This is a genomic window from Lelliottia sp. RD5, from assembly GCF_056032945.1.
Window position 1 is genome coordinate 381,911 of the sequence record NZ_JBVYHQ010000003.1, and the last position, 19,710, is coordinate 401,620.

22 protein-coding genes are annotated in these 19,710 nt (G+C 52.1%); 13 read left to right on the forward strand and 9 right to left on the reverse strand.

The genetic code is table 11. From position 1 onward, the window contains the following. Positions 1-26: 26 nt before the first annotated feature. From AC0LWE_RS12740 to AC0LWE_RS12760, 5 genes are read left to right on the forward strand one after another with little or no spacing between them, the layout of a single operon-like run. On the forward strand, positions 27-1,643 hold the full coding sequence (locus AC0LWE_RS12740) for an ABC transporter substrate-binding protein (protein ID WP_219347576.1): 1,617 nt from the start codon (positions 27-29) through the stop codon (positions 1,641-1,643). After that, positions 1,640-2,677, forward strand: a complete 1,038-nt coding sequence (locus AC0LWE_RS12745; RefSeq protein WP_059179214.1) for an ABC transporter permease — start codon at positions 1,640-1,642, stop codon at positions 2,675-2,677. The genes AC0LWE_RS12740 and AC0LWE_RS12745 overlap by 4 nt, the downstream gene beginning before the upstream one ends. Continuing rightward, complete coding sequence (locus AC0LWE_RS12750; protein ID WP_059179213.1) at positions 2,674-3,579, forward strand: ABC transporter permease; 906 nt, start codon at positions 2,674-2,676, stop codon at positions 3,577-3,579. Before AC0LWE_RS12745 ends, AC0LWE_RS12750 begins: the two co-directional genes overlap by 4 nt. Next, positions 3,551-4,414 (forward strand): ABC transporter ATP-binding protein, encoded by an 864-nt coding sequence (locus AC0LWE_RS12755; protein WP_059179491.1) that lies wholly within the window; start codon positions 3,551-3,553, stop codon positions 4,412-4,414. The genes AC0LWE_RS12750 and AC0LWE_RS12755 overlap by 29 nt, the downstream gene beginning before the upstream one ends. 9 nt (positions 4,415-4,423) lie before the next feature. Beyond that, a complete protein-coding gene (locus AC0LWE_RS12760; RefSeq protein WP_059179212.1) occupies positions 4,424-5,197 on the forward strand; it encodes an ABC transporter ATP-binding protein in 774 nt (257 codons plus the stop codon). A gap of 58 nt (positions 5,198-5,255) precedes the next feature. Here the strand turns inward: AC0LWE_RS12760 and yegS are convergent, their stop codons facing one another. Continuing rightward, complete coding sequence (gene yegS, locus AC0LWE_RS12765) at positions 5,256-6,155, reverse strand: lipid kinase YegS (RefSeq protein ID WP_202667508.1); 900 nt, start codon at positions 6,153-6,155, stop codon at positions 5,256-5,258. A 228-nt stretch (positions 6,156-6,383) separates the two neighbouring features. Between yegS and AC0LWE_RS12770 the strand changes: the two genes are divergently transcribed. Both AC0LWE_RS12770 and AC0LWE_RS12775 read left to right on the forward strand, forming a co-directional pair. After that, complete coding sequence (locus AC0LWE_RS12770; RefSeq protein WP_219347577.1) at positions 6,384-6,824, forward strand: MFS transporter; 441 nt, start codon at positions 6,384-6,386, stop codon at positions 6,822-6,824. Positions 6,825-7,010: 186 nt separating this feature from the next. Next, positions 7,011-7,493 (forward strand): glutathione peroxidase, encoded by a 483-nt coding sequence (locus AC0LWE_RS12775; protein ID WP_219347578.1) that lies wholly within the window; start codon positions 7,011-7,013, stop codon positions 7,491-7,493. Between the two features lie 508 nt (positions 7,494-8,001). Here AC0LWE_RS12775 and AC0LWE_RS12780 read toward each other — a convergent pair. After that, positions 8,002-9,471 carry an SEC-C metal-binding domain-containing protein gene (locus AC0LWE_RS12780; protein ID WP_219347579.1) on the reverse strand — a complete coding sequence of 490 codons (1,470 nt, stop codon included), beginning with the start codon at positions 9,469-9,471 and terminating at the stop codon, positions 8,002-8,004. A gap of 446 nt (positions 9,472-9,917) precedes the next feature. Between AC0LWE_RS12780 and AC0LWE_RS12785 the strand changes: the two genes are divergently transcribed. Then, positions 9,918-10,661: an SDR family oxidoreductase gene (locus tag AC0LWE_RS12785; protein WP_059179490.1), complete on the forward strand. Its 744-nt coding sequence runs from the start codon at positions 9,918-9,920 to the stop codon at positions 10,659-10,661. Positions 10,662-11,060: 399 nt separating this feature from the next. Here AC0LWE_RS12785 and trhP read toward each other — a convergent pair whose 3' ends face one another. Together trhP and AC0LWE_RS12795 are read right to left on the reverse strand one after the other, a co-directional pair. Then, positions 11,061-12,422, reverse strand: coding sequence for a prephenate-dependent tRNA uridine(34) hydroxylase TrhP (trhP, locus tag AC0LWE_RS12790; protein WP_219347580.1), 1,362 nt, complete (start codon positions 12,420-12,422; stop codon positions 11,061-11,063). 128 nt (positions 12,423-12,550) lie between these two features. Further along, entirely contained in the window at positions 12,551-12,961 is a 411-nt protein-coding gene (locus AC0LWE_RS12795; protein WP_219347581.1) for a hypothetical protein, read from the reverse strand. A 241-nt stretch (positions 12,962-13,202) separates the two neighbouring features. On the opposite strand from AC0LWE_RS12795, the gene AC0LWE_RS12800 reads away from it, so the two are divergent. Both AC0LWE_RS12800 and AC0LWE_RS12805 read left to right on the forward strand, forming a co-directional pair. Beyond that, positions 13,203-13,631 (forward strand): VOC family protein, encoded by a 429-nt coding sequence (locus AC0LWE_RS12800; RefSeq protein WP_202667516.1) that lies wholly within the window; start codon positions 13,203-13,205, stop codon positions 13,629-13,631. 175 nt (positions 13,632-13,806) lie between these two features. Beyond that, a complete protein-coding gene (locus tag AC0LWE_RS12805) occupies positions 13,807-14,460 on the forward strand; it encodes a hypothetical protein (RefSeq protein ID WP_202667517.1) in 654 nt (217 codons plus the stop codon). Between the two features lie 181 nt (positions 14,461-14,641). Here AC0LWE_RS12805 and AC0LWE_RS12810 read toward each other — a convergent pair whose 3' ends face one another. Then, on the reverse strand, positions 14,642-15,007 hold the full coding sequence (locus AC0LWE_RS12810; protein ID WP_234592794.1) for a DUF596 domain-containing protein: 366 nt from the start codon (positions 15,005-15,007) through the stop codon (positions 14,642-14,644). A 186-nt stretch (positions 15,008-15,193) separates the two neighbouring features. Here AC0LWE_RS12810 and AC0LWE_RS12815 point away from each other — a divergent pair, with 186 nt between their 5' ends. Next, on the forward strand, positions 15,194-15,604 hold the full coding sequence (locus AC0LWE_RS12815; protein WP_059179511.1) for an ASCH domain-containing protein: 411 nt from the start codon (positions 15,194-15,196) through the stop codon (positions 15,602-15,604). A gap of 99 nt (positions 15,605-15,703) precedes the next feature. On the opposite strand, the gene AC0LWE_RS12820 is transcribed toward AC0LWE_RS12815, so the two are convergent. Continuing rightward, the gene (locus AC0LWE_RS12820; protein WP_219347582.1) at positions 15,704-16,213 is read right to left on the reverse strand and encodes a GNAT family N-acetyltransferase; all 510 of its coding nucleotides are present in this window, start codon (positions 16,211-16,213) and stop codon (positions 15,704-15,706) included. A gap of 110 nt (positions 16,214-16,323) precedes the next feature. Between AC0LWE_RS12820 and AC0LWE_RS12825 the strand changes: the two genes are divergently transcribed. Then, a complete protein-coding gene (locus AC0LWE_RS12825; RefSeq protein WP_219347583.1) occupies positions 16,324-16,575 on the forward strand; it encodes a hypothetical protein in 252 nt (83 codons plus the stop codon). Further along, positions 16,572-17,249, forward strand: coding sequence for a type 1 glutamine amidotransferase domain-containing protein (locus AC0LWE_RS12830; protein WP_219347584.1), 678 nt, complete (start codon positions 16,572-16,574; stop codon positions 17,247-17,249). The genes AC0LWE_RS12825 and AC0LWE_RS12830 overlap by 4 nt, the downstream gene beginning before the upstream one ends. Positions 17,250-17,476: 227 nt before the next feature. On the opposite strand, the gene AC0LWE_RS12835 is transcribed toward AC0LWE_RS12830, so the two are convergent. From AC0LWE_RS12835 to AC0LWE_RS12845, 3 genes are read right to left on the reverse strand one after another with little or no spacing between them, the layout of a single operon-like run. Continuing rightward, a complete protein-coding gene (locus AC0LWE_RS12835; protein ID WP_219347585.1) occupies positions 17,477-18,496 on the reverse strand; it encodes an NADP-dependent oxidoreductase in 1,020 nt (339 codons plus the stop codon). Then, positions 18,493-18,888 carry a hypothetical protein gene (locus AC0LWE_RS12840; protein ID WP_219347586.1) on the reverse strand — a complete coding sequence of 132 codons (396 nt, stop codon included), beginning with the start codon at positions 18,886-18,888 and terminating at the stop codon, positions 18,493-18,495. Before AC0LWE_RS12840 ends, AC0LWE_RS12835 begins: the two co-directional genes overlap by 4 nt. 2 nt (positions 18,889-18,890) lie before the next feature. Beyond that, positions 18,891-19,709, reverse strand: a complete 819-nt coding sequence (locus tag AC0LWE_RS12845) for an oxidoreductase (RefSeq protein WP_219347587.1) — start codon at positions 19,707-19,709, stop codon at positions 18,891-18,893. Position 19,710: the final 1 nt, after the last annotated feature.

Consider the following 19,710-nt stretch of genomic DNA (forward strand, 5'->3'; position numbering starts at 1 on the left):
TCTCACCCTACAAACGGTATACACAGATGAACAAAAACTCCCTCACGGGGGCGTGTTTACTCGCGCTCTCGCTGATGATGGGGAGCGGTGCGGCGTACGCAAAAACGCCGCCCGACCAGCTCATCATCGGTATGAATATGAACAACCTGCTGACGCTCGACCCGGCCGCCATGACCGGGAACGAAGTGGTCGGCATCGTGGTGAATCTCTACGATTCGCTGGTGGAACTCGATCCAAACCAGCTCACCAACGTCAGGCCCGCGCTGGCGAAACGCTGGGATATCGCCCCTGACCGCAAAACCCTGACCTTCCATCTGCGTGATGACGTCAAATTCCATTCCGGCAACCCGCTCACCGCACAGGACGTGGTGTGGTCGATGCGCCGTCTGCTGCACCTTAATCTGGCGCAGGCCTCGGTATGGAAATCCTATGGCTTCAGTAAAAAAAATATCGACCAGCAGATCAGCGCGCCGGACGACTACACGGTCCAGATCGTGTTGCCGAAAGCCAACGATCCCCAACTGGTGATTTACTCTCTCGGCGCGCTGGGCAACCTGGGCGTGCTCGACAGCAAAACGGTGCAAACCCATGAGGTCAATAACGACTGGGGCAACCGCTGGCTGACGACGAACGAAGCCGGGTCAGGGCCGTTTATGCTCGACACCTGGCAGGCGAAGGACGTGCTGCGGATGCAGCGTAATCCGCACTACTGGCGCGAACAGCCGAAGATGAACCGCGTTGTGCTGCGCCATTTCCAGGAATCACAAACCCTGCGCCTGATGATTGAAAAAGGCGATTTGGATATTGCCAATAATATGGCCGTCTCCGACATCAACGCCCTGCGTAAAGACCCAAACCTCACGGTTGAAGCCGTGCAAAAAGGGACGGTGTATTACGTGGCGATGAGCATGAAAGAGGCGCATTTCGCAAACCCTAAAGTGCGTGAAGCGGTGCGTTATCTGATCGATTATCAGGGCATCAATAAGGCGCTGATGCCGGGGTATGGCGTACTGCATCAGCGGCCGATTAAAGCCGGAATGCCGTCGACGCTGCCGGATCCGGGCTACAAGCTGGATATCCCGCGCGCCAAAAAACTGCTGGCGGAAGCAGGTTATCCGGAAGGATTCGACACCACGCTGCGCGTGCTGGCCGATCAGCCATTTTTGAATATCGCCATCGCGGTGCAGTCGACGCTGATGCAGGCGGGGATCAACGCCAAAATCATCACCGGCACCGGGAACCAGATTTACGGCGCCATGCGCGAGCGTAAATTCGATCTGCTGGTCGGGCGCGGCGGCAGTGGCGTGGAGCCACATCCGCATTCCAGCCTGCGTGCGCTGGTTTACAACCCGGACAACAGCGACGAAGCGCGGCTGACCAACTTCCAGGGCTGGCGCACCAGTTTCTACGATAAACCGCTGAATGAGATGATCGACAAAGCGCTGCTTGAGCGCGATCCGAAACAGCAAATTGCCGATTACCAGCAAATCCAGGTGCGCTACGACGAGCTGATCCCGGCGATGATTCCGCTCTCGCAAATGGTCGATTCCGTAGTGGTGCGTAATGAAGTCAAAAACTTCCAGTCGCACCCGTCAGCCACTACGTTCCTGCGCGAAGTGTATAAAACCGGAGGTGACAAATGAGCGTTGCGATCCTCTCTCCCGGCTCGCGTACCCGTCGTTTTTCGAAGCGACTGACGCAGGTGCTGATCACGCTGTTTGGCCTGCTGGTGCTGACGTTTTTTATCGGCCGCGTAATGCCGGTCGATCCAGTGCTGGCGATTGTCGGCCCGGATGCCGACCACAGCACCTATCAGCAGGTGTATCAGCAGTTAGGCTTTGATAAGTCGCTGCTGACGCAGTTCGGCATTTATCTGAACAATCTCCTGCATGGTGATCTGGGCAATGCGCTGCTGACCGGTAAACCGGTGACTGACGATATTATGCGCGTCTTCCCGGCCACGCTGGAGCTGGCCACCATGGCGATTATCGTCGGCGCAGGGCTTGGCATTCCGCTGGGCGTGCTGGCGGCAGCCCGTCGCAACAGCCTTTCCGATTACGTGGTCCGTATCATTAGCCTGGCGGGGTATTCCACACCGATCTTCTGGGTCGGGATGATGGGGCTGCTGCTGTTCTACGCCTGGCTCGGTTGGGTGGGCGGGGCCGGACGGCTTGATTTGGGGCTGGACGGTATCGTGCCGCGTCGTACCGGATTAATGACCGTCGATGCCCTGCTGGCGGGCAACAGCGCGGTGTTCTGGAACGCGATTAACCATCTGGTACTGCCTGCGTCCTTGCTCGGGTTTCACTCGCTGGCCTACATCAGCCGTATGACCCGCAGCTTTATGCTGGCGCAGCTGTCGCAGGAGTTCATCATCACGGCGCGCGTGAAAGGCTTAACCGAGCGTCAGGTTATCTGGAATCACGCGTTCCGCAATATTCTGGTACAGCTCCTGACCGTCGTGGCGCTGGCCTATGGCTCATTACTGGAAGGTGCGGTCCTGATTGAAACCGTCTTCTCCTGGCCGGGCTTTGGCTCGTATCTCACCGGCAGTTTACTGCTCGGCGACATGAACGCGGTGATGGGTTGTGTGCTGCTGGTGGGGCTGATCTTCGTGATGCTCAACCTGCTCTCCGACATGTTGTATCAATTCTTCGACCCGAGGACGAAATCATGACCGTTTCTCTGGATACGCCGCTGGGGGCGCGCAACAGCGAAAGCCGTCAGCGTATCAAACGTACGGCTCTGCGCGCCGCAGGATTTGTAGGCAAAATGGCGCGCAATCCGCTGACCGCGATTGGCGGCGGAATTGTTCTGCTCCTGCTGATTGTCGCGGCGTTTGCCCCGTGGATCGCGCCGTACAATCCGCTGGTTCAGGATCTCAACAATGCGCTGGTCGCGCCGAACGCGCAGCACTGGTTTGGCACTGACGAATTCGGTCGCGATATCTTTAGCCGGTTGGTCTATGGCTCGCGAATCACGCTTTACATCGTGCTGCTGGTGTCGGTCACCGTGGGTCCGCTGGGCCTGTTGCTGGGCGTCACCGCCGGGTATTTCGGTGGCAAAGTCGATGCGGTGCTGATGCGCGTGACCGACATTTTCATCTCGTTTCCAAGCCTCGTGCTGGCGCTGGCGTTTGTCGCCGCGCTGGGTCCAGGGCTTGAGCACGTGGTCATCGCGATTACGATCACTGCATGGCCGCCGATTGCCCGTCTGGCACGTGCCGAAACGCTCTCACTGCGTCAGGCTGATTTTATCTCCGCCGTGCGTTTGCAGGGGGCGTCCGCGCCACGCGTGCTGTGGCGACATATCGTGCCGCTGTGTCTGCCGTCGGTCATTATCCGCATCACCATGAATATGGCCGGGATCATCCTGACCGCTGCCGGGCTGGGCTTCCTTGGGCTTGGCGCACAGCCGCCGGAGCCGGAGTGGGGCGCAATGATTTCCAGCGGGCGCACTTACATGATGGAGTGCTGGTGGGTAGTGACTATTCCGGGGCTGGCGATTTTGATCAACAGCCTGGCGTTTAACTTCTTAGGAGATGGCCTACGTGACATCCTCGATCCTCGCAGCGAATAACGCACCTCTGCTCGACGTGCGCGATCTCCACGTCGATTTTATCAACGGCGGCGCGGTCACCCACGCGGTGCGCGGCGTCTCCTTCCAGCTCGGACGCGAAAAGCTGGCAATTGTCGGCGAATCAGGTTCCGGTAAATCCACGGTCGGGCGCGCACTATTACGCCTGCACCCGGCGAAAGCCCGTATCAGCGCCACGCGCATGCAGTTTGGCGATGTGGATCTTCAGCGCGTCAGCGAGGCGCAAATGCGCGGCATTCGCGGCAAGCGCATCTCGATGATCATGCAGGACCCGAAATACTCGCTCAATCCGGTGGTTTGCGTCGGCAACCAGATTGCTGAAGCCTGGCTGACGCACCATCCTGGTCGCAAAGCCGAGGCCAAGGCCAAAGTGCTGGAGATGCTCGATGTGGTGCGCATCCGTCAGCCGGAGCGGGTGTATAACCTTTATCCGCATGAAATTTCCGGCGGTCAGGGGCAGCGCATCATGATTGCGATGATGCTCATCACCGACCCGGATCTGGTGATCGCCGACGAACCAACATCCGCGCTGGATGTGTCCGTGCGTTTGCAGGTGCTGGGGTTGCTGGACGATCTGGTGAAATCGCGTGGTCTGGGGCTGATTTTTATCAGCCATGACATCAACCTGGTACGCAGTTTCTGCGACCGTGTGCTGGTGATGTACGCCGGGCGGGTGGTGGAATCCATCGCTGCCTGCGATCTGCATAACGCCAAACATCCGTACACGCAGGGCCTGATCAACGCGCTGCCGGAACTTAACCATCGCCGTCCGACGTTACCCGTCATGCAGCGTCAGGCCAGCTGGCTCACCGAGTAAGGAGCAGAGATGATCGAGATTAAACACCTCAACCTCGCGTTTGGCGAAGGTGAGAAGCGTAATCAGGTGCTGGACGACGTGAACATTCACGTCAAGGAAGGCGAGATTTACGGCCTGGTGGGCGAATCGGGTTCCGGTAAAACCACGGTGCTGAAATGCCTCGCGGGTCTGTTTACCCACTGGGACGGCGAGCTGGCAATCAACGGCAAACCGCTGGAGAAGCGCATCAGCCAGGAACGCTGCCGTCGCGTGCAGATGGTGTTTCAGGACCCGTACGGCTCGTTGCATCCGCGCCATACCATCGGTGACATTCTGGAGGAACCGCTACAAATTCAGGGCATGAATGACCGGGATCGCCGCATCCACGGTTTGCTGGACAAAGTGGGACTCAACCGGGCATTTCGCGATCGTTATCCGCACCAGCTTTCGGGCGGCCAACGACAGCGCGTGGCGATTGCCCGGGCGCTGATTCTGGAACCGCAGGTGCTGCTGCTGGATGAGCCGACGTCAGCGCTGGATGTCTCCGTGCAGGCCGAGATCCTGAATTTATTGGCGGATTTGCAGCGCGAATCCAATCTCACTTATCTGATGGTGACGCACGATTTGGGGGTGATTGCGCATCTGTGCCAGAAAGTGGCCGTGATGCAGTACGGCAAAATTCTGGAAACCTTGACCGTTGATGAGCTGGTGGCTGGCAATGCCAAAACCGACTATACCCGCATGCTGGTGAATGCCAGCCAGCAGTACAGTCGTGAAATGGCGCGCGAAGTGGCGGTGTATTAAAACGGTGATTCCCTCTCCTCCGCGCGGGAGAGGGGACTTTTCGTGCAGAGCTAAAACATTAGCGTAAAAGCGGGCAATCGGGCGGCAGTCGACAGTTCAGCGCGCGGGGCAACAGCGAAATACGGAAATGTTCTCCGCTTAGCGGCTCGCCGTCCAGATTAAACGTCATACCGTGTGGGGCGATAATTTCAAACCACGCGGACTGACCGTCGAGAATATTGGGGCTTTCTTCTGGATTGGTCAGCGTGGTGAACAGCGCCGGCAGCAATCCATCACTGGTAAAAATACGCAGTTGTAGCAAACCGTCATTAATCAATGCATCGGGGCAAAGCTGCTGCCCGCCACCGGCTTGACGCCCGTTACCGATGCCAATCACCAGCGCATCGCCCTGCCAGTGAAAATTCTCACCGTTGATTTCACAGCGGTCGGGCTTCAGCATATCCATCCGCATCAGACCATGAATCAAATACGACACGCCGCCGAGCGCTGCTTTGAGTTTTTCCGGCGTTTCGCTGGTGATCCGCGTGCCAAAACCGCCTGTCGCCATGTTAATAAAGCAGGTTTTATCATTAACCTGAGCGATATCCACCGCCGCGGCTTTCCCCGCAATCGCCAGCTGGAGCGCTTTATCCAGGCTCTCCGGAATCCCCGCGCTGGTGGCGAAATCATTCGCGGTACCGAGCGGTAAAATCCCCATCGCCGGACGGTCCGCCGCATCGCGCTCGATAAGCGCGGTCGCAATTTCATTGATTGTCCCGTCGCCACCGCCTGCGATAACGGTCTCAACGCCCAACTGGCAGGCCTCTTCGATATAACGCGCAGCGTCGCCTTTTTCCCAGGTGACGCGAACGTGAATAATCACTCCGTTATCACGCAGTTCAGCGATGACCTCGCGCAGCAGTTCGTTTCCGGCACTTTTGCCGTTGAGGATCAGTAAACTTTCCGGATATGTCGCCATCCACGATGCTCCCTATTTAGCTCTACCAAGAGTGTATCTCAGGGAAGGGAAAAGCGCGTAAGAACAGGATGAAAGGGACAAAATATGTCCCTCATCGATTTGTGATGTTGATTATGTGACTGTCGCCTCCGTGCCAGGAGTGGACTTCACCTGACAGTGAGCGTTGACATAAATATCATCCTACTCGTCGCAATCCACGAAGAAGCAGGTTCAGCGCGGTAATGGCTTTTGTTAATCGCCATTTTGTTCGCCTACGGTGTCGCAGGTATCGCCGGTAACTTTCTGGCGGGCATCACCGGAGCGCGCTACACGACATTCACTCTTATTATGATTGCGGCAGGTCTGGTGTTAACGCCGTTGCTGTTTATTACCACCGGGCAATCGGTTACAGGAGGTGGCGGTGTTCTCATCTTTTGGGGGCTGGCATACGGTGGACTTTCCGTCGGACTGATGACCTGGATGATGAAAGCCGCGCCGCGTGCCGTGGAAATTGCCGCTGCGCTTTATGTCGGGGTATTCAACACTGGGATTGCGTTGGGATCGTGGAGCGGGGGGCAGATCGTCGATATGTTGGCCCTGACAGACACACTCTGGTTGGCCTGCGGGTTAGCGACAGCAGCCTTGCTTTTGGCAGTGGCCGCTGGCCTGAATCGAGATAATACTGAGTAAAATCTGGCGCAGAGTGCCTGTTGGTTGCTCTTACCGTTCGACTTTGCAAAGATGAATCGCATACGATTCCCGACCTGCCACGCACTCTGGACGGGGTATTCTCTTCACGACACATACCCTGTGATCCCGAGACAGCACGTTAGGTTAATGTCGACGTCGAACCGGTTCAACTTTGAGGATTCCCCTATGACCGCCTTTTATCAACTTACGGCCACCAGCCTTGGCGGCCAGATTATCTCTATGAACGACTATGCGGGTAAGGTGGTTCTGGTCGTCAATACCGCCAGCCAGTGCGGTTTCACGCCACAGTATGGCGGCCTTGAGGCGCTTCATAAGAAATATGCCGCACAGGGTTTGGTGGTGCTTGGTTTCCCTTGCAATCAATTCGGTAAACAAGAACCCGGCGATGCCGACGACATTGCGCGGACCTGCCACATTAACTACGGGGTGAGCTTCCCGATCTTCGAGAAAGTCGAGGTCAACGGAACTGCAGCGCACCCGGTTTTTCGTTATCTAAAAAGCGAATTGCCCGGCGTGCTGGGTGGGCGGATCAAGTGGAACTTCACGAAATTCCTGATTGGACGCGACGGTAAACCGCTCAAACGTTTTGCACCGATCACCACACCGGAGAAAATGGAAACCGCCATCCTTGCTGCACTTGGGATTTAGGTGTTCGGTAAAACTATCCCGCAAAGGCTAGTGAGTAACGTGCATATATCGGCAACGTTGGAGGGTGATCATTATGTTTCACTGACCAAAATGCCGTAACGCGACTCATGCTCGCACGAGTCGCTATTTTCAGACATGACAAACGAGCGTTATCGTCAGTGCACCAACATCAACTGCAGTTCTCATCAGTGCACACACATCAACTGCAGCTGCACCTTTTCACGGTCGAAACCCAATCGTTTTCTATCGTTTCACCGGTGAAGTTGTGCCGATACCGCCGCACCCGACAAAGCTTGGCCAGCAGCGAACCCATTGGATGTAACCAAAAAAAGCCCCGTATTCACGGGCCTTTTTGTATCCGCTAGATTTGTGGTGGTAATGACATGACAGTCGGCAAAGTGCCAAGAGCGGGCATTGTTAACTGGTAACCCTAATATTGCACGGTGCTGTATTCGTAAGGTACGCATCATGCGCTATTGGATGGTAATACCGGATTGATGGTAGCAGATTAACCGTGGCACTTTTTGTATTTTTTCCCTGAGCCACAATAGCATGGTTCATTCCTACCTAACTTTTGCATATTGGAATTAGGCGGAGTGTAATGTTTGATAGTGGCTGACTGCTTCCAAGGCACAAAATCTGACATGACGTTAATGTCCCTAGCCGCTTTAAGTATTTCAGCTCTTTCGTCTCTCGGCATGGGTTTAGGAAAGTGGATATAAATAATGTCTTCTGACCTGCCACTATTATTTTTAGGTTCAGTCGCAATTGCTATTATTTTTTTTATTTTTTTGTGTCTTGCAAAGGCAATTGGGAAATACATGTTTATAAGCGCTACTCGGTGCTCTCTATATGTCAGGTAATCAATTTCATCTTTTTGAGGAACTAAGAGCAATAGATAGAACTTTCCCGATTCGTCAGGCGATTCAACCAGCATGGAGGACATTATGTGCGAAGGCACTGAATCCATTTTTTCCTTGAAGAGTTTAGATAAATAATAACGTGATGATCTACTTTCTTTAGCTACCTCTCTTATAGCTGCCTCATGCATTGAGAATGGCTGATCCCCGAAGAAGCCTACATTAGCTGCCAATATACTTTTAGAGCAATTTTCAATAAGGTCATCCCAAAAAATGCTTCCTTTTTTGATGGCAATGGCATGTTGATACTGAAATGATTTAGTGTAGTGAACCCATTCACCTTCTGGAATGGAAACTAATCCTTGCTCCCTTAAAATGTCATCAGATATGATTTTTTTATCCCCTAGCAAATAGCTAGCTAATATTTCTTCCTCACCAAGGCTAATCACAAGACGTTGTTCTCTGACTGCCTTCTCTTTAGCAATCAAGTATCCTATGAAATCGGTTGCAGTATTTAACTCGGTTAACAGTAGCGTTAGTGAAAGTTCATCAAGTACATGAATAAACGTCTTGTTCGGATACAGATCACCTACGCAAAAAATATTATTCAGGCATTCTTTCGCATCATATATAAAAGCGTTAACCAAAGTGGCTGAACTACCTTTCGATAATGAGTCAAAGTATTTTTTTGCTGGCGCGGAGATATTGTCCGTAACCGCAACAAGGTGGAATCGTGATGTTTTATTTATTTTCACAGGGAATTTCACTTTGCAATCTTTATCGATATAGATCCTGTGCGGGTTTTCTTTTATGAACTTCTCCGCTCCATACAATTGACGAGAAGAATCTATCACCGAACCTCTAAACCATCTTTTCCAGGCAATGCTAATATCTTTATCTTCATTAAATTTAATGCTTTTATCGGAGAAGATTATTACATTATCACCAAACACTACCAGCAAATCACATACTTCTTTGCCTGTTTTATTTTTAGAGTAACCTTCATCACTGTGTATATTTGCGTATGACCATAAACCAAGGAATGCGTTATCTGCCAAATTTATCAATTTTCCCTCTGATGCATTGAAGCCTGTATTTTTATCAATTTTTCTTAGCATAGGAATTCCATTTTTTGCTTATTAAACTAAAGCCTACTAAAACCAGTCTTATAGTCTAATTCAGGTTGTTTAAGCAAAAAAGTGCGTATTTATCCAGTAGCGCATGATGCGCACCTTACGAATACAGCACCATGCAATATTAGGGTTACCATTAATGGCAACCTTAACGCGCTTAAATGACCAGCAATAGCCACTATGCGGTTATTTTCATCCTGTGTCCGCTGTCCGCTGTCCGCTGTCCGCTCATTGCAGACCTTCGGCTCCAGCAGATCGTCTGCTTCGTGCCTGGAGCAGAAGTGACTGCTCCCCCGGTACGCTATTAAACAGTTTGCAGTGCCGCTTATTCATATTCCGCATGTAAAAAGGGCACTAACTGAAAGATGTCACTTCACCTCCTCATGTATATCTACATCCACACAAAGTGAATAAGAAAAGGATGCATGAAGATGCTGAGAGGTAAAAGAGCGGTTATTACTGGTGGAGGCGGGGGATTTGGTCAGGCGCTGTGCGTGTGGTTGGCACGAGAGGGTGTCGAGGTGGATTTTTGCGCGCGGCGGGATGATGATATTCAAAAAACCTGCAGCATCATTGCCGCTGAGAGCGGCATTGCAAAAGGGTATATCTGTGATTTAACCCGGCATGAATCGGTTGCTCAGCTTTCTTCACAGCTGTTAACTGCAGACAAGCCCATAGACATTTTAATCCTCAATGCTGCTCAGTGGTTGTCAGGGAGATTAGACGATCAGCCTGACACAGAAATTATCAATACCGTCAGTTCGGGGCTCACAGGTTCGATTCTACTGACTCAGGCGTTGCTGCCTGGATTAAGACGTTCAGACAGTGCTGATATCATCTCAATTATATCTTCATGCGGGATCCCGAATTTTACGGATTCAATTGCGCATCCCGCCTTTTTCGCGAGCAAACACGGGCTGAGCGGGTTTACTTCTAAACTGTCACAGCAACTGTCTGAAGAAAACATCCGTGTGACCGGCCTGTATCCACCGGATTTTGAGCTTACAGGGTTGGAGACGTTTGTTGATAGTCAATCCAGAATGGGGGAACGTCTGATGAACGGGCGATCGATCTGGGAAACGATTCGTTTTGTACTAACTCAACCGCGCAGTTGCCATATAAGTAGCATCTACTTTCAAGGTCCAACTCGCGAAGACCTGAGTGCCAGGAGCTGAATCCGATGACGTTGAACTCACAGCGCTTAGCAGGCCTTTAGCTTAGCCCCAGTTCGTCCGCTTCGTGGTGTGAGTTCAACGGGTCGAAGCATGCCCTGTGGACTAAATGGGGTTTACCTACCAGCGTCAGTTAAAACAAAAGCCCCGCATAAGCGAGGCTTTTTTGTGTTGATGTGGTCAATGCGCATAAATTGATGGAAAAGACCGTGTATGTCATTTGGTTAAAACAAAAAAATAAGCCTGCGTAAGGGAGATTACGCAGGCTAAGGAGGTGGTTCCTGGTACAGCTAGCATTTATGGGTTATGTTTTTCAGCGGAAGGGATAATACCCGTAACAAACGAAGCGGTATGTGATCCGATTCTAAGAATCTTCCTGATGTGAAAAATAACCCTAATAAACTATTTATTGTGCGGATTACGGGTGCTTTCACCGGCGAAATTACGCATCAGCAGTGCATATTCCAGCTCCACTTCTTCCGGTACGGGTAACCACACGGTGTGTCCGTCACCAGGTGCCACGGTGATGGTTTCGCCTTTGCCGTTTTCCAGGTGTTCCAGCGTAAAGTTGAGATTGCCCTGCGGGGTCATCAGCTCAAGACTATCGCCCAGGGTGAATTTGTTTTTCACCGCGACGGCTGCTAAATGGCCTTTACGTGCGCCGGTGAAATCACCGACAAACTGCTGACGCTCGGACACGGAATAGCCGTGCTCGTAGTTTTGGTAATCGTCATGTGTATGGCGACGCAGGAAACCTTCGGTATAGCCGCGATGGGCCAGGCCTTCCAGCGTCTCCAGCAGGCTGGTGTCAAACGGTTTGCCCGCTGCGGCGTCGTCAATGGCTTTGCGATACACTTGGGCGGTACGTGCGCAGTAGTAATAGGATTTGGTACGGCCTTCGATTTTTAACGAATGCACGCCCATCTGGGTCAAACGCTCAACGTGCGCAATCGCACGCAGATCTTTGGAGTTCATGATGTAAGTGCCGTGCTCGTCTTCGAACGCCGTCATGTACTCGCCCGGACGTTTGGCCTCTTCAATCATAAACACGCTGTCGGTCGGTGCGCCCACGCCCAGAGTCGGCTCAACGTTTTTCACCGGGATTGGTTCGTGCTGATGCACGATGTTGCCGATGTCGTCTTCTTTCCCTTCCTGGACATTGTATTCCCAGCGGCAGGCGTTGGTGCAGGTGCCCTGATTCGGGTCACGTTTGTTGATGTAGCCCGACAGCAGGCAACGGCCAGAATAGGCCATGCACAGCGCGCCGTGAACGAAGATTTCGAGCTCCATTTCTGGCACTTGAGTGCGGATTTCTTCGATCTCTTCCAGCGACAACTCACGCGACAGGATCACGCGGGTCAGGCCCATTTGTTTCCAGAATTTCACCGTCGCCCAGTTCACGGCGTTCGCCTGCACGGATAAGTGAATATCCATTTCCGGGAAGTTCTCGCGCACCAGCATGATTAAACCCGGATCCGACATAATCAGCGCGTCAGGACCCATTTCCATAACTGGCTTGAGATCGCGAATAAACGTTTTCAGCTTGGCGTTATGCGGCGCAATGTTCACCACAACGTAGAATTTTTTGCCCAGGGCATGCGCTTCATTGATGCCGAGCTGTAAATTTTCGTGGTTGAATTCGTTATTACGCACGCGCAGCGAGTAGCGCGGCTGACCCGCATACACGGCATCCGCGCCATAGGCGAAAGCGTAACGCATATTCTGCAGCGTTCCCGCCGGGGAAAGGAGTTCTGGTTTAAACATGTTTGTTCTCGTTCTGATGACAGGTCAGATCCGCCTGCACCAGGTGCAGCGGTGGGGAGATCCCGTACTTTAAGGGCGGGCATTGTAGCGCTGCGGGGGAGGGAGGTAAACCCTTTGCTCCGCCGCGTTTATTCTCGTCCGGCTTTGCGGTACTGCCAGTAGTGATAAGCCATATAGATCAATCCCAGGGGAATGGAGAGCGCAAGCACCGTGAACAGATAGAGGGGGCCCAGCCCCCTAAACCCTCTGTCGTCAATCATTTCAAATACTCTTTCGGAAACGCGAGGCCGGATAACGTCGTCGGTTCCTCTTTTTGCAAACGGAAAGAAAACAATTGAGAGGGCGGCGATGAAAAGCAACGGCGTGAAACCGGCGTAGTGATAAATATTGAAGATCGCGATGCCAAGAAGCAGAGCACCCAATGCCAGCTTGCCCAAAAAATCCAGGCTCCGGATAAACAGGATTAACGGGTTTTGCCTCCAGCGATTTTTCTTCTGCGCTTTTTGTTTTTGTAAATATCGACTGCTGCTTTTGCTCACGGTATTTCCTTCACCATCCCGAGGGCCATCAGAATAAAGGATAATATGGCTGCTTTCACCGCTCAGAATTTATGGGGCAGGTAACGCCATCGCCACAATTAATTCAGACGACAGCAGCTGTCTACGGGATCTCAGGGAGACAGGTTACACGGTTGGGCAAATTACGATACGGCCTTGACCTAAAGTTAACTTGAGCTTTTAAGATGCACGTTCTGAACTCAACCTGGGACATATTCTGCATATGAAAGATATTGATGTTGGTTTCACGCACGTTGCGTTTGTCGTCAGAGATTTAGATAAGAGCGTTGCTTTCTATCAGCGCTATGCCGGTATGGACGTTGTCCATTCGCGTGAGCCCGGCGTTCCGGATGCGCGTAAAGTGGCGTGGTTAAGCGATCATTCGCGCCCGTTTGCGCTGGTCCTTGTCCAGGCGGACAACGTCACCGATACCCCTTTGGGTCAGTTTGGTCACCTTGGCGTAGCCTGCGCGACCCGCGAAGAAATTGATCGTAAAACAGTGATGGCGCGTGAAGAAGGGTGCTTACGAAAAGCGCCTCAGGACTATGGCGAGCCGGTTGGCTACTTTGTCTTCTTTGCCGATCCGGACGGCAATACGCTGGAGCTCTCTTTTGGGCAACGTGTCGGACTGGAAGCCATTCGCAACGCGTGATCTCAACGAATGCGCAGCGCCGGGGGAAAACGCCGGCAGCGCTGCGCGCTCGATCATTGACGGAAGTAAAACGTTCAGTTTCTCAATCTGGATCACCGCGTGAATGAGGTTGTCGCACAGGCGTAAGACGGGCACTATGCGTACTGCCTGCGTCAATAATAAATAAGGGATTTTAATGTTCCGAAAATCGACTGCGATGACTTTACCTCTGCTGATGACGTCGGTATTCCTGCTGACAGGGTGTCCACCGCCACCGGATCTCACACAGTGGCAGCGCCCGGATACGGATATTGATGGCGTGCGCGACGCGATGCGTCAATGCGGCGAGCAAATTCCTGGCCCGGACATTCCCAAAACGGATAATGAATCTGTCCTGTATTACCAGTGTATGGAGAATCAGGGCTTTACCCGTAAAGACGGATTCAAAATTTGCAGCATTCGTGTTTATCGTGATACGCCAGCCTGTATCAGCCGAGATCAAGGATATCCCTTGAGCCAGAGGCAGCTAGACGCACTGCCTTTTGTCGCAGACCGTGGTTTCCATCCCATCAAGCCCGAATTTGGCGTAAGTCAGTCTTCCCTGGTTTCCTGGCGCAAAGCAGGGGCTTCGCTGCATTATTCTCATGAAATTGAAAACGACAAACAAGCACTGGCGGTGATGTATCAATGCGGTTATCCGCAACCTCTCGGCTCGGTGTCTTACGTACCGACGCTACGTAAAGCCGCGTATGTTCAGCAATGTATGTTGGATAAAGGTTTCGAACCGAAAAATAAGCTCAATTTAGTGTGCCGTAATTATCCGCACGTCACGGGCTGTCCAAAAATGTAAGGCTGTCGCGGAATGTATCCCAGAGAAACGGTATTAACACTCTGGGATTTTCTTCCGGATGTAATATCTATAATTTATTCAATTGATAATATTATATCTGCGACGACATATTTATAATGAAGCATTTAAAATGGAATACTGTATTTGAACGTCGAGAAAAATTCTGACTTAAGGCATTTCGTTACGTCCATATTTCTTGCCCATCAGACGTCAACCAAACAATCCCGGCCGGTGCTTTTACTAAAAACCACAGCCCAAACTCATCAAGGTCATCATCCTCGTCTTCCGATGAATAAGATGGCCAGGAATGGTGTAATAGCGCAAGCTGCTCTGAGAGCGTACCTGTCAAAAATATACCGTTCTTTGCAAGCTTAATGACTTTCTTTTTTAATAATTGGGTCAAAATATCAAAGAAGATCTTTTTTCTGAATAAGCGTTCGTCGGAATAGGCGGTGCAATCGATGCGAACGTGTTGCCACATTGCTCCCATCGACAGGCCATAAGAACTTTTGATAACGGATGAGTATAATGCGTTGCGATTTTCCATTATTTCTCCCTCAATTATCTCGTTCTCATGAACTTATCATTTGATAGTACTTTAATGAGAATTGCAACGGACTCCTCTGGCATGCGATAAACGGGAAATATACCCCCTCTCACGCGTGAGAAACTGTAAAAACTAGCCCAATATCTATAAGATTTCTTTTTAGCACCTGACGAATAAAGGAATGTGATGCGTACCGTCGACGACGTAAAAATGAAGTATCCAGGCGCCAATGCCTGGCAAATGGGTGATAGTCCAGAGCTGGCTAACGCGCTTGCCGATCTTATTATAAGAGGCCTAAAAACAGCCTCATGCGGCTCTTTGGCCTCTTACCAGCGAGAAGAATTCGCACCCAGGATGGGGAGTTACAACATCATCCTTAACGGTGAGGATGAACCGGTATGCGTTATCAGACTGGTTTCGATGCAACTGGTGCGTTTTTGCGATGTGACTGCTGAGTATGCCCGAAAGGAAGGTGAGGGCGATTTAAGCCTGGCGTACTGGCGGAAAGAACATCAGCGATTTTTTACTCGGGAAGGCTATTTTTCTGAGGATATGGAGCTGATTGCCGAAGAGTTTGAGGTGGTTGAAGTGCTGTGACCCAAAGAGACGTTCTTTGACAAAGCGTTTATCGCACGTGTTCCTGACGGCCACCGCGTCCGTGTCGTCTCTATCCGTAGTAAAGAGAAACCTGGGTCGTTAAAAATTCAAACGCATTGCTACGCGTCGCGCTGGATTAAGCTCATGTTTTACGTCCTCAGCTTTCTCGATTCTCAGATGCGGCGGACACGCGTGGTCCTCCACAGGCTCAAAACCCAGCGTGGCGTAAAATTTGGCATTGAAGGCGGCCATATTATCCGTTGTCAGTGTCGCGCCAGCCAAACCGCGTTGTTGCCCGCTGGAGAGCACTGTCTGCATCAACAATCTCCCGATTCCGCGGCGCTGCCAGTGGGGATGCACATCAATTTCAGCAATGTGCAGCCATAAATTCACAAATTTTCCTGCGGCAAATCCAACGGGGGTCAAATCAGGTGTAAAGGCCGCAAACAGCAGACCGTCGCGGCTGAAATCACTCAATTCCTGGAGGCTGTTTGCGAAAGGCTGACCCGTCACCGCGCCTGCGTCACGCAGCGTTTCATAAGCCGCTAACTCAATAGCGCGCAGTGCAGGAAAATGTGAAGGTTGTGCAGGGCTGACAGTAATATCCATAACTCAGTTCTCCATGGTTTTATGCATTTAAATCCCTGGCGGAAGACTATTTCGGGAACGATAAGGTTAGCCAGGCTACCTTTATAGCAAACATCACATCGGGTGCAGCGATGATTAACGGTGTGATGACTCACGCGGCCATCGACAGCCTGCCATTTGGTGGCGTCGGCGCATCCGGTATGGGGGCATACCACGGGATCCCTGTTTTCCGACATCGGAAACCGGTGGTGGTGCAAAACGAAGACGGCGCGTCTAACCTGCGCTTGCGCACGCTATCAGGAAAAAATCGCCGACATTATCGCATTTTTACAACGCTTAACCCGACACACTTGTCCAACAAAATCATCAGGAGAGAGCAATGAAAGTATTAATGGTTCTGACCTCGCACAGTGAACTGGGTAGTACCGGTAAGAAAACCGGTTTCTGGCTGGAGGAGTTTGCTGCCCCGTACTACGTCTTTAAAGACGCGGGTGCCGAAGTGGTGCTGGCGTCTCCGGCGGGCGGCCAGCCGCCGCTGGATCCGAAAAGCGATTTAGCCGATTTTCAGACCGAGATGACGGATCGCTTCAAAGCCGACCCGGATGCGCAGCGCGAACTCGCTAACACCCTGAAGCTCGACAGCGTGCGCGAGGAAGATTTTGATACCGTCTTCTATCCTGGCGGCCACGGCCCGCTGTGGGATTTGGCGGAGTCGAAGACCTCTATCGCCCTGATTGAAGCCTTTATCCGTGCCGGCAAACCGACGGGTTTCGTCTGCCACGCCCCGGGCGTGTTGCGCCACGTGAAAGCCGCCTCTGGCGAGCCGCTGGTTAAAGGTCGTCAGGTGACCGGTTTTACCAACGGTGAAGAGGCCGATGTTGAACTGACAGATGTTGTGCCTTTTCTGATTGAAGACGAGTTTATCGCGATGGGTGCGCACTACCAGAAAGGCCCGAACTGGGCACCGTTTGTTGTTGAAGACGGTAAGCTTGTCACCGGACAGAATCCCGCCAGCTCTGAAGACGCGGCCAAAGCCTTAGTCGCCCAGCTTCGCTAATCATTCAGGCAAGCATTCTCCCCTAAGCACAGCACGCGCTGTGCTTTCGCTTGCGTGCCGCATGGGATAAATAATCCATCTTCAAACGGGTACGGCTGTTTCTGGCACAGCGCGTAGAGAGCCAGGCGAGTCAGGGGGGACTGCTGTGCGTAGGAAGCGGGAATGGCGCACCGCTTCCCCGGGGCAAATGACGTTGGCGATTGAACCTGTCACAGCCGCCGCTGTCGTCACTCGTGTATCTTAACGACAACTTTGCCCTTCGCATGACCTCCAGCAAGATAGTCAAGCGCAGCCTTTGTTGCTGTAAACGGGAAAACCTTGTCGATCACCGGGACGATCTGTTCCGCTTCGATGAGCTTACTGATTTGAGTGAGTTGCGCGCCATCGGGCCGAACGAAGAGAAATGAATAGCTTAGGTTTCTCTTCTTTGAAAGACGCATGATTTTGCGGCTCATCAGGCTAAATACAAAACGCAGGATGATATTTAAATGTCGATCCCGTGCAAAAGCCGCATCTAACGGCCCAATGAGAGAAATGATCTTTCCGCCAGGATTAAGAATGTGAGTCGACTTTTCAATCGTATCTCCTCTGACCGTGCCCAGAACACAATCGTAGCCACTCAGCACGTTTTCAAATTCCTGTTTTTTATAATCAACCACTTCATCTGCGCCGAGACGACTCACCCAATCGATATTAGCTGAACTGGTTGTCGTTCCCACTTTGGCGCCAAGGTGCTTCGCCAGCTGGATGGCAAAGCTGCCAATGCCGCCGGAACCTGCCGGGATGAAAACCTTCTGACCGGGCTGCAGACGCGCGCGCTCTGTGAACGCCTGCCAGGAGGTGAGGCTCACCATGGGCAATGACGCTGCCTGCACAAAATCCAGATTGGCAGGTTTAATGGCCGCGAGACTTTCAGGCACAACGGCAAATTCGGCCAGCGATCCTCTTCCCGTGTCGAAAATACTGGCGAAGACTTCGTCGCCTGGCTTGAACCGCGTGACCCGGCTTCCTGTTTCAATGACCACCCCGGCCAGGTCGCTGCCCATTGTAGCGGGGAGCGTAAAATGCAAAACCGGTTTGAACATGCCAGTGGGGATCATGTTGTCAATGGGATTCAAACCAACAGCGTGAACCTTAACCAGAATTTCGTCAGCACCAACCGAAGGATAATCTCTGTCATCAAATCCCAGCTCAGGGGTTTTGCCATAGCGTTTAAACGTAAAGGCTTTCATCGTTCTGGTTCTCATCTGTTGTTGATCCTGTCGGTTTTGCGGATGCCCATATTGCTGAATAAAAAAGCGGCTCCCAGTAACAGCTCGATAAACACGGCAAAAAGAATTTGTCCGTTAACATGTCCTTCGCGCCATTCGACGAATCCCGACAGGGCTAACACGAAAGATATCGTGCTAATACCGGCGGCCAGCGCATATCGGGCAGGAGAAGGCTCAGCATTCCTCGCTAAAAAACACATTACCCCTGTTCCTGCGAAGAAAGCGGCAGAACGTCGGCTAAGTACATCAGTACCGGATGTGGTTTCAATTCCCCACAGCGTGAGGAACTGTGCCGGGAAAAACATCCATACCGTAGCCAGAATGAAAAACAGCACAGATGCCAGAATGGCCAGTCGCGAAAATTTCATTTTTATTCTTTCGCATCAAGCTGAAGGCTATTTCGCACGACGTTATCCAGGATTTTTGCTGGCGCGAATCTGAGAAGAAAATTCAATTTACCGGCCAGCGTTCCCGCCGTGTAACGTACTTTTGGTCGTAAAGCCTCGGCAGCTTTAACCACGACTTCTGCCACCACTTCCGGACTTTCCGCTTCGGCCATCGCCTTACTGAGCACTTTCGTGAGCTTAGTCCGGAGAAGGTCATATTCTTCCAGCTTTGCATCCGCTTCTATATTATGAGCTTCAAACTGCGTTTTTATAAAGGCAGGTTCGATAACAGATACCCTAATGCCTTGCGTGCGCAGTTCATGGTCCAGAGCGCCTGTGTATCCTTCGACCGCATGCTTACTGGCAGTATAAAGTGCCACATACGGCATCGGCACAATCCCGAGTATCGAACCGATGTTAATGATGCGCCCGCTGCCCTGACGGCGCATCTGAGGGATAACTGCTCGCGTTAACCTGACGATGCCCAGAAAATTGGTGTCAAAAATGTCTCTGGCCTGCTCGACAGAACTTTCTTCAGCCGCCGCCGGAGCGACGCCGAAACCCGCATTATTCACCAGAATATCGATCCGTCCCTCCAGGCGCAGCAGCTCATCAATGGCCGCCTGGACAGAATCGTCGTCCGTCACATCGAGCGTCAATAACGGAAACGGATGCGTTCCCGCCAGCGCACTACGCCGACTTGTGCCGTATACCGTATAACCCGCGGCTAAAAGTTGAATGGCAGACGCTCTGCCAATACCGGAGGACGCGCCCGTAACCAGCGCTACACGTTTTTTTGTCATG

Excerpts from the sequence above, each read along its gene's own strand:
- AC0LWE_RS12740 (WP_219347576.1), top strand. The coding sequence starts at position 27 with ATGAACAAAAACTCCCTCACGGGGGCGTGTTTACTCGCGCTCTCGCTG.
- AC0LWE_RS12745 (WP_059179214.1), top strand. The coding sequence starts at position 1,640 with ATGAGCGTTGCGATCCTCTCTCCCGGCTCGCGTACCCGTCGTTTTTCG.
- AC0LWE_RS12750 (WP_059179213.1), top strand. The coding sequence starts at position 2,674 with ATGACCGTTTCTCTGGATACGCCGCTGGGGGCGCGCAACAGCGAAAGC.
- AC0LWE_RS12760 (WP_059179212.1), top strand. The coding sequence starts at position 4,424 with ATGATCGAGATTAAACACCTCAACCTCGCGTTTGGCGAAGGTGAGAAG.
- yegS (WP_202667508.1), bottom strand. The coding sequence starts at position 6,155 with ATGGCGACATATCCGGAAAGTTTACTGATCCTCAACGGCAAAAGTGCC.
- AC0LWE_RS12775 (WP_219347578.1), top strand. The coding sequence starts at position 7,011 with ATGACCGCCTTTTATCAACTTACGGCCACCAGCCTTGGCGGCCAGATT.
- AC0LWE_RS12780 (WP_219347579.1), bottom strand. The coding sequence starts at position 9,471 with ATGCTAAGAAAAATTGATAAAAATACAGGCTTCAATGCATCAGAGGGA.
- AC0LWE_RS12785 (WP_059179490.1), top strand. The coding sequence starts at position 9,918 with ATGCTGAGAGGTAAAAGAGCGGTTATTACTGGTGGAGGCGGGGGATTT.
- trhP (WP_219347580.1), bottom strand. The coding sequence starts at position 12,422 with ATGTTTAAACCAGAACTCCTTTCCCCGGCGGGAACGCTGCAGAATATG.
- AC0LWE_RS12800 (WP_202667516.1), top strand. The coding sequence starts at position 13,203 with ATGAAAGATATTGATGTTGGTTTCACGCACGTTGCGTTTGTCGTCAGA.
- AC0LWE_RS12805 (WP_202667517.1), top strand. The coding sequence starts at position 13,807 with ATGTTCCGAAAATCGACTGCGATGACTTTACCTCTGCTGATGACGTCG.
- AC0LWE_RS12810 (WP_234592794.1), bottom strand. The coding sequence starts at position 15,007 with ATGGAAAATCGCAACGCATTATACTCATCCGTTATCAAAAGTTCTTAT.
- AC0LWE_RS12815 (WP_059179511.1), top strand. The coding sequence starts at position 15,194 with ATGCGTACCGTCGACGACGTAAAAATGAAGTATCCAGGCGCCAATGCC.
- AC0LWE_RS12820 (WP_219347582.1), bottom strand. The coding sequence starts at position 16,213 with ATGGATATTACTGTCAGCCCTGCACAACCTTCACATTTTCCTGCACTG.
- AC0LWE_RS12825 (WP_219347583.1), top strand. The coding sequence starts at position 16,324 with ATGATTAACGGTGTGATGACTCACGCGGCCATCGACAGCCTGCCATTT.
- AC0LWE_RS12830 (WP_219347584.1), top strand. The coding sequence starts at position 16,572 with ATGAAAGTATTAATGGTTCTGACCTCGCACAGTGAACTGGGTAGTACC.
- AC0LWE_RS12835 (WP_219347585.1), bottom strand. The coding sequence starts at position 18,496 with ATGAGAACCAGAACGATGAAAGCCTTTACGTTTAAACGCTATGGCAAA.
- AC0LWE_RS12840 (WP_219347586.1), bottom strand. The coding sequence starts at position 18,888 with ATGAAATTTTCGCGACTGGCCATTCTGGCATCTGTGCTGTTTTTCATT.
- AC0LWE_RS12845 (WP_219347587.1), bottom strand. The coding sequence starts at position 19,709 with ATGACAAAAAAACGTGTAGCGCTGGTTACGGGCGCGTCCTCCGGTATT.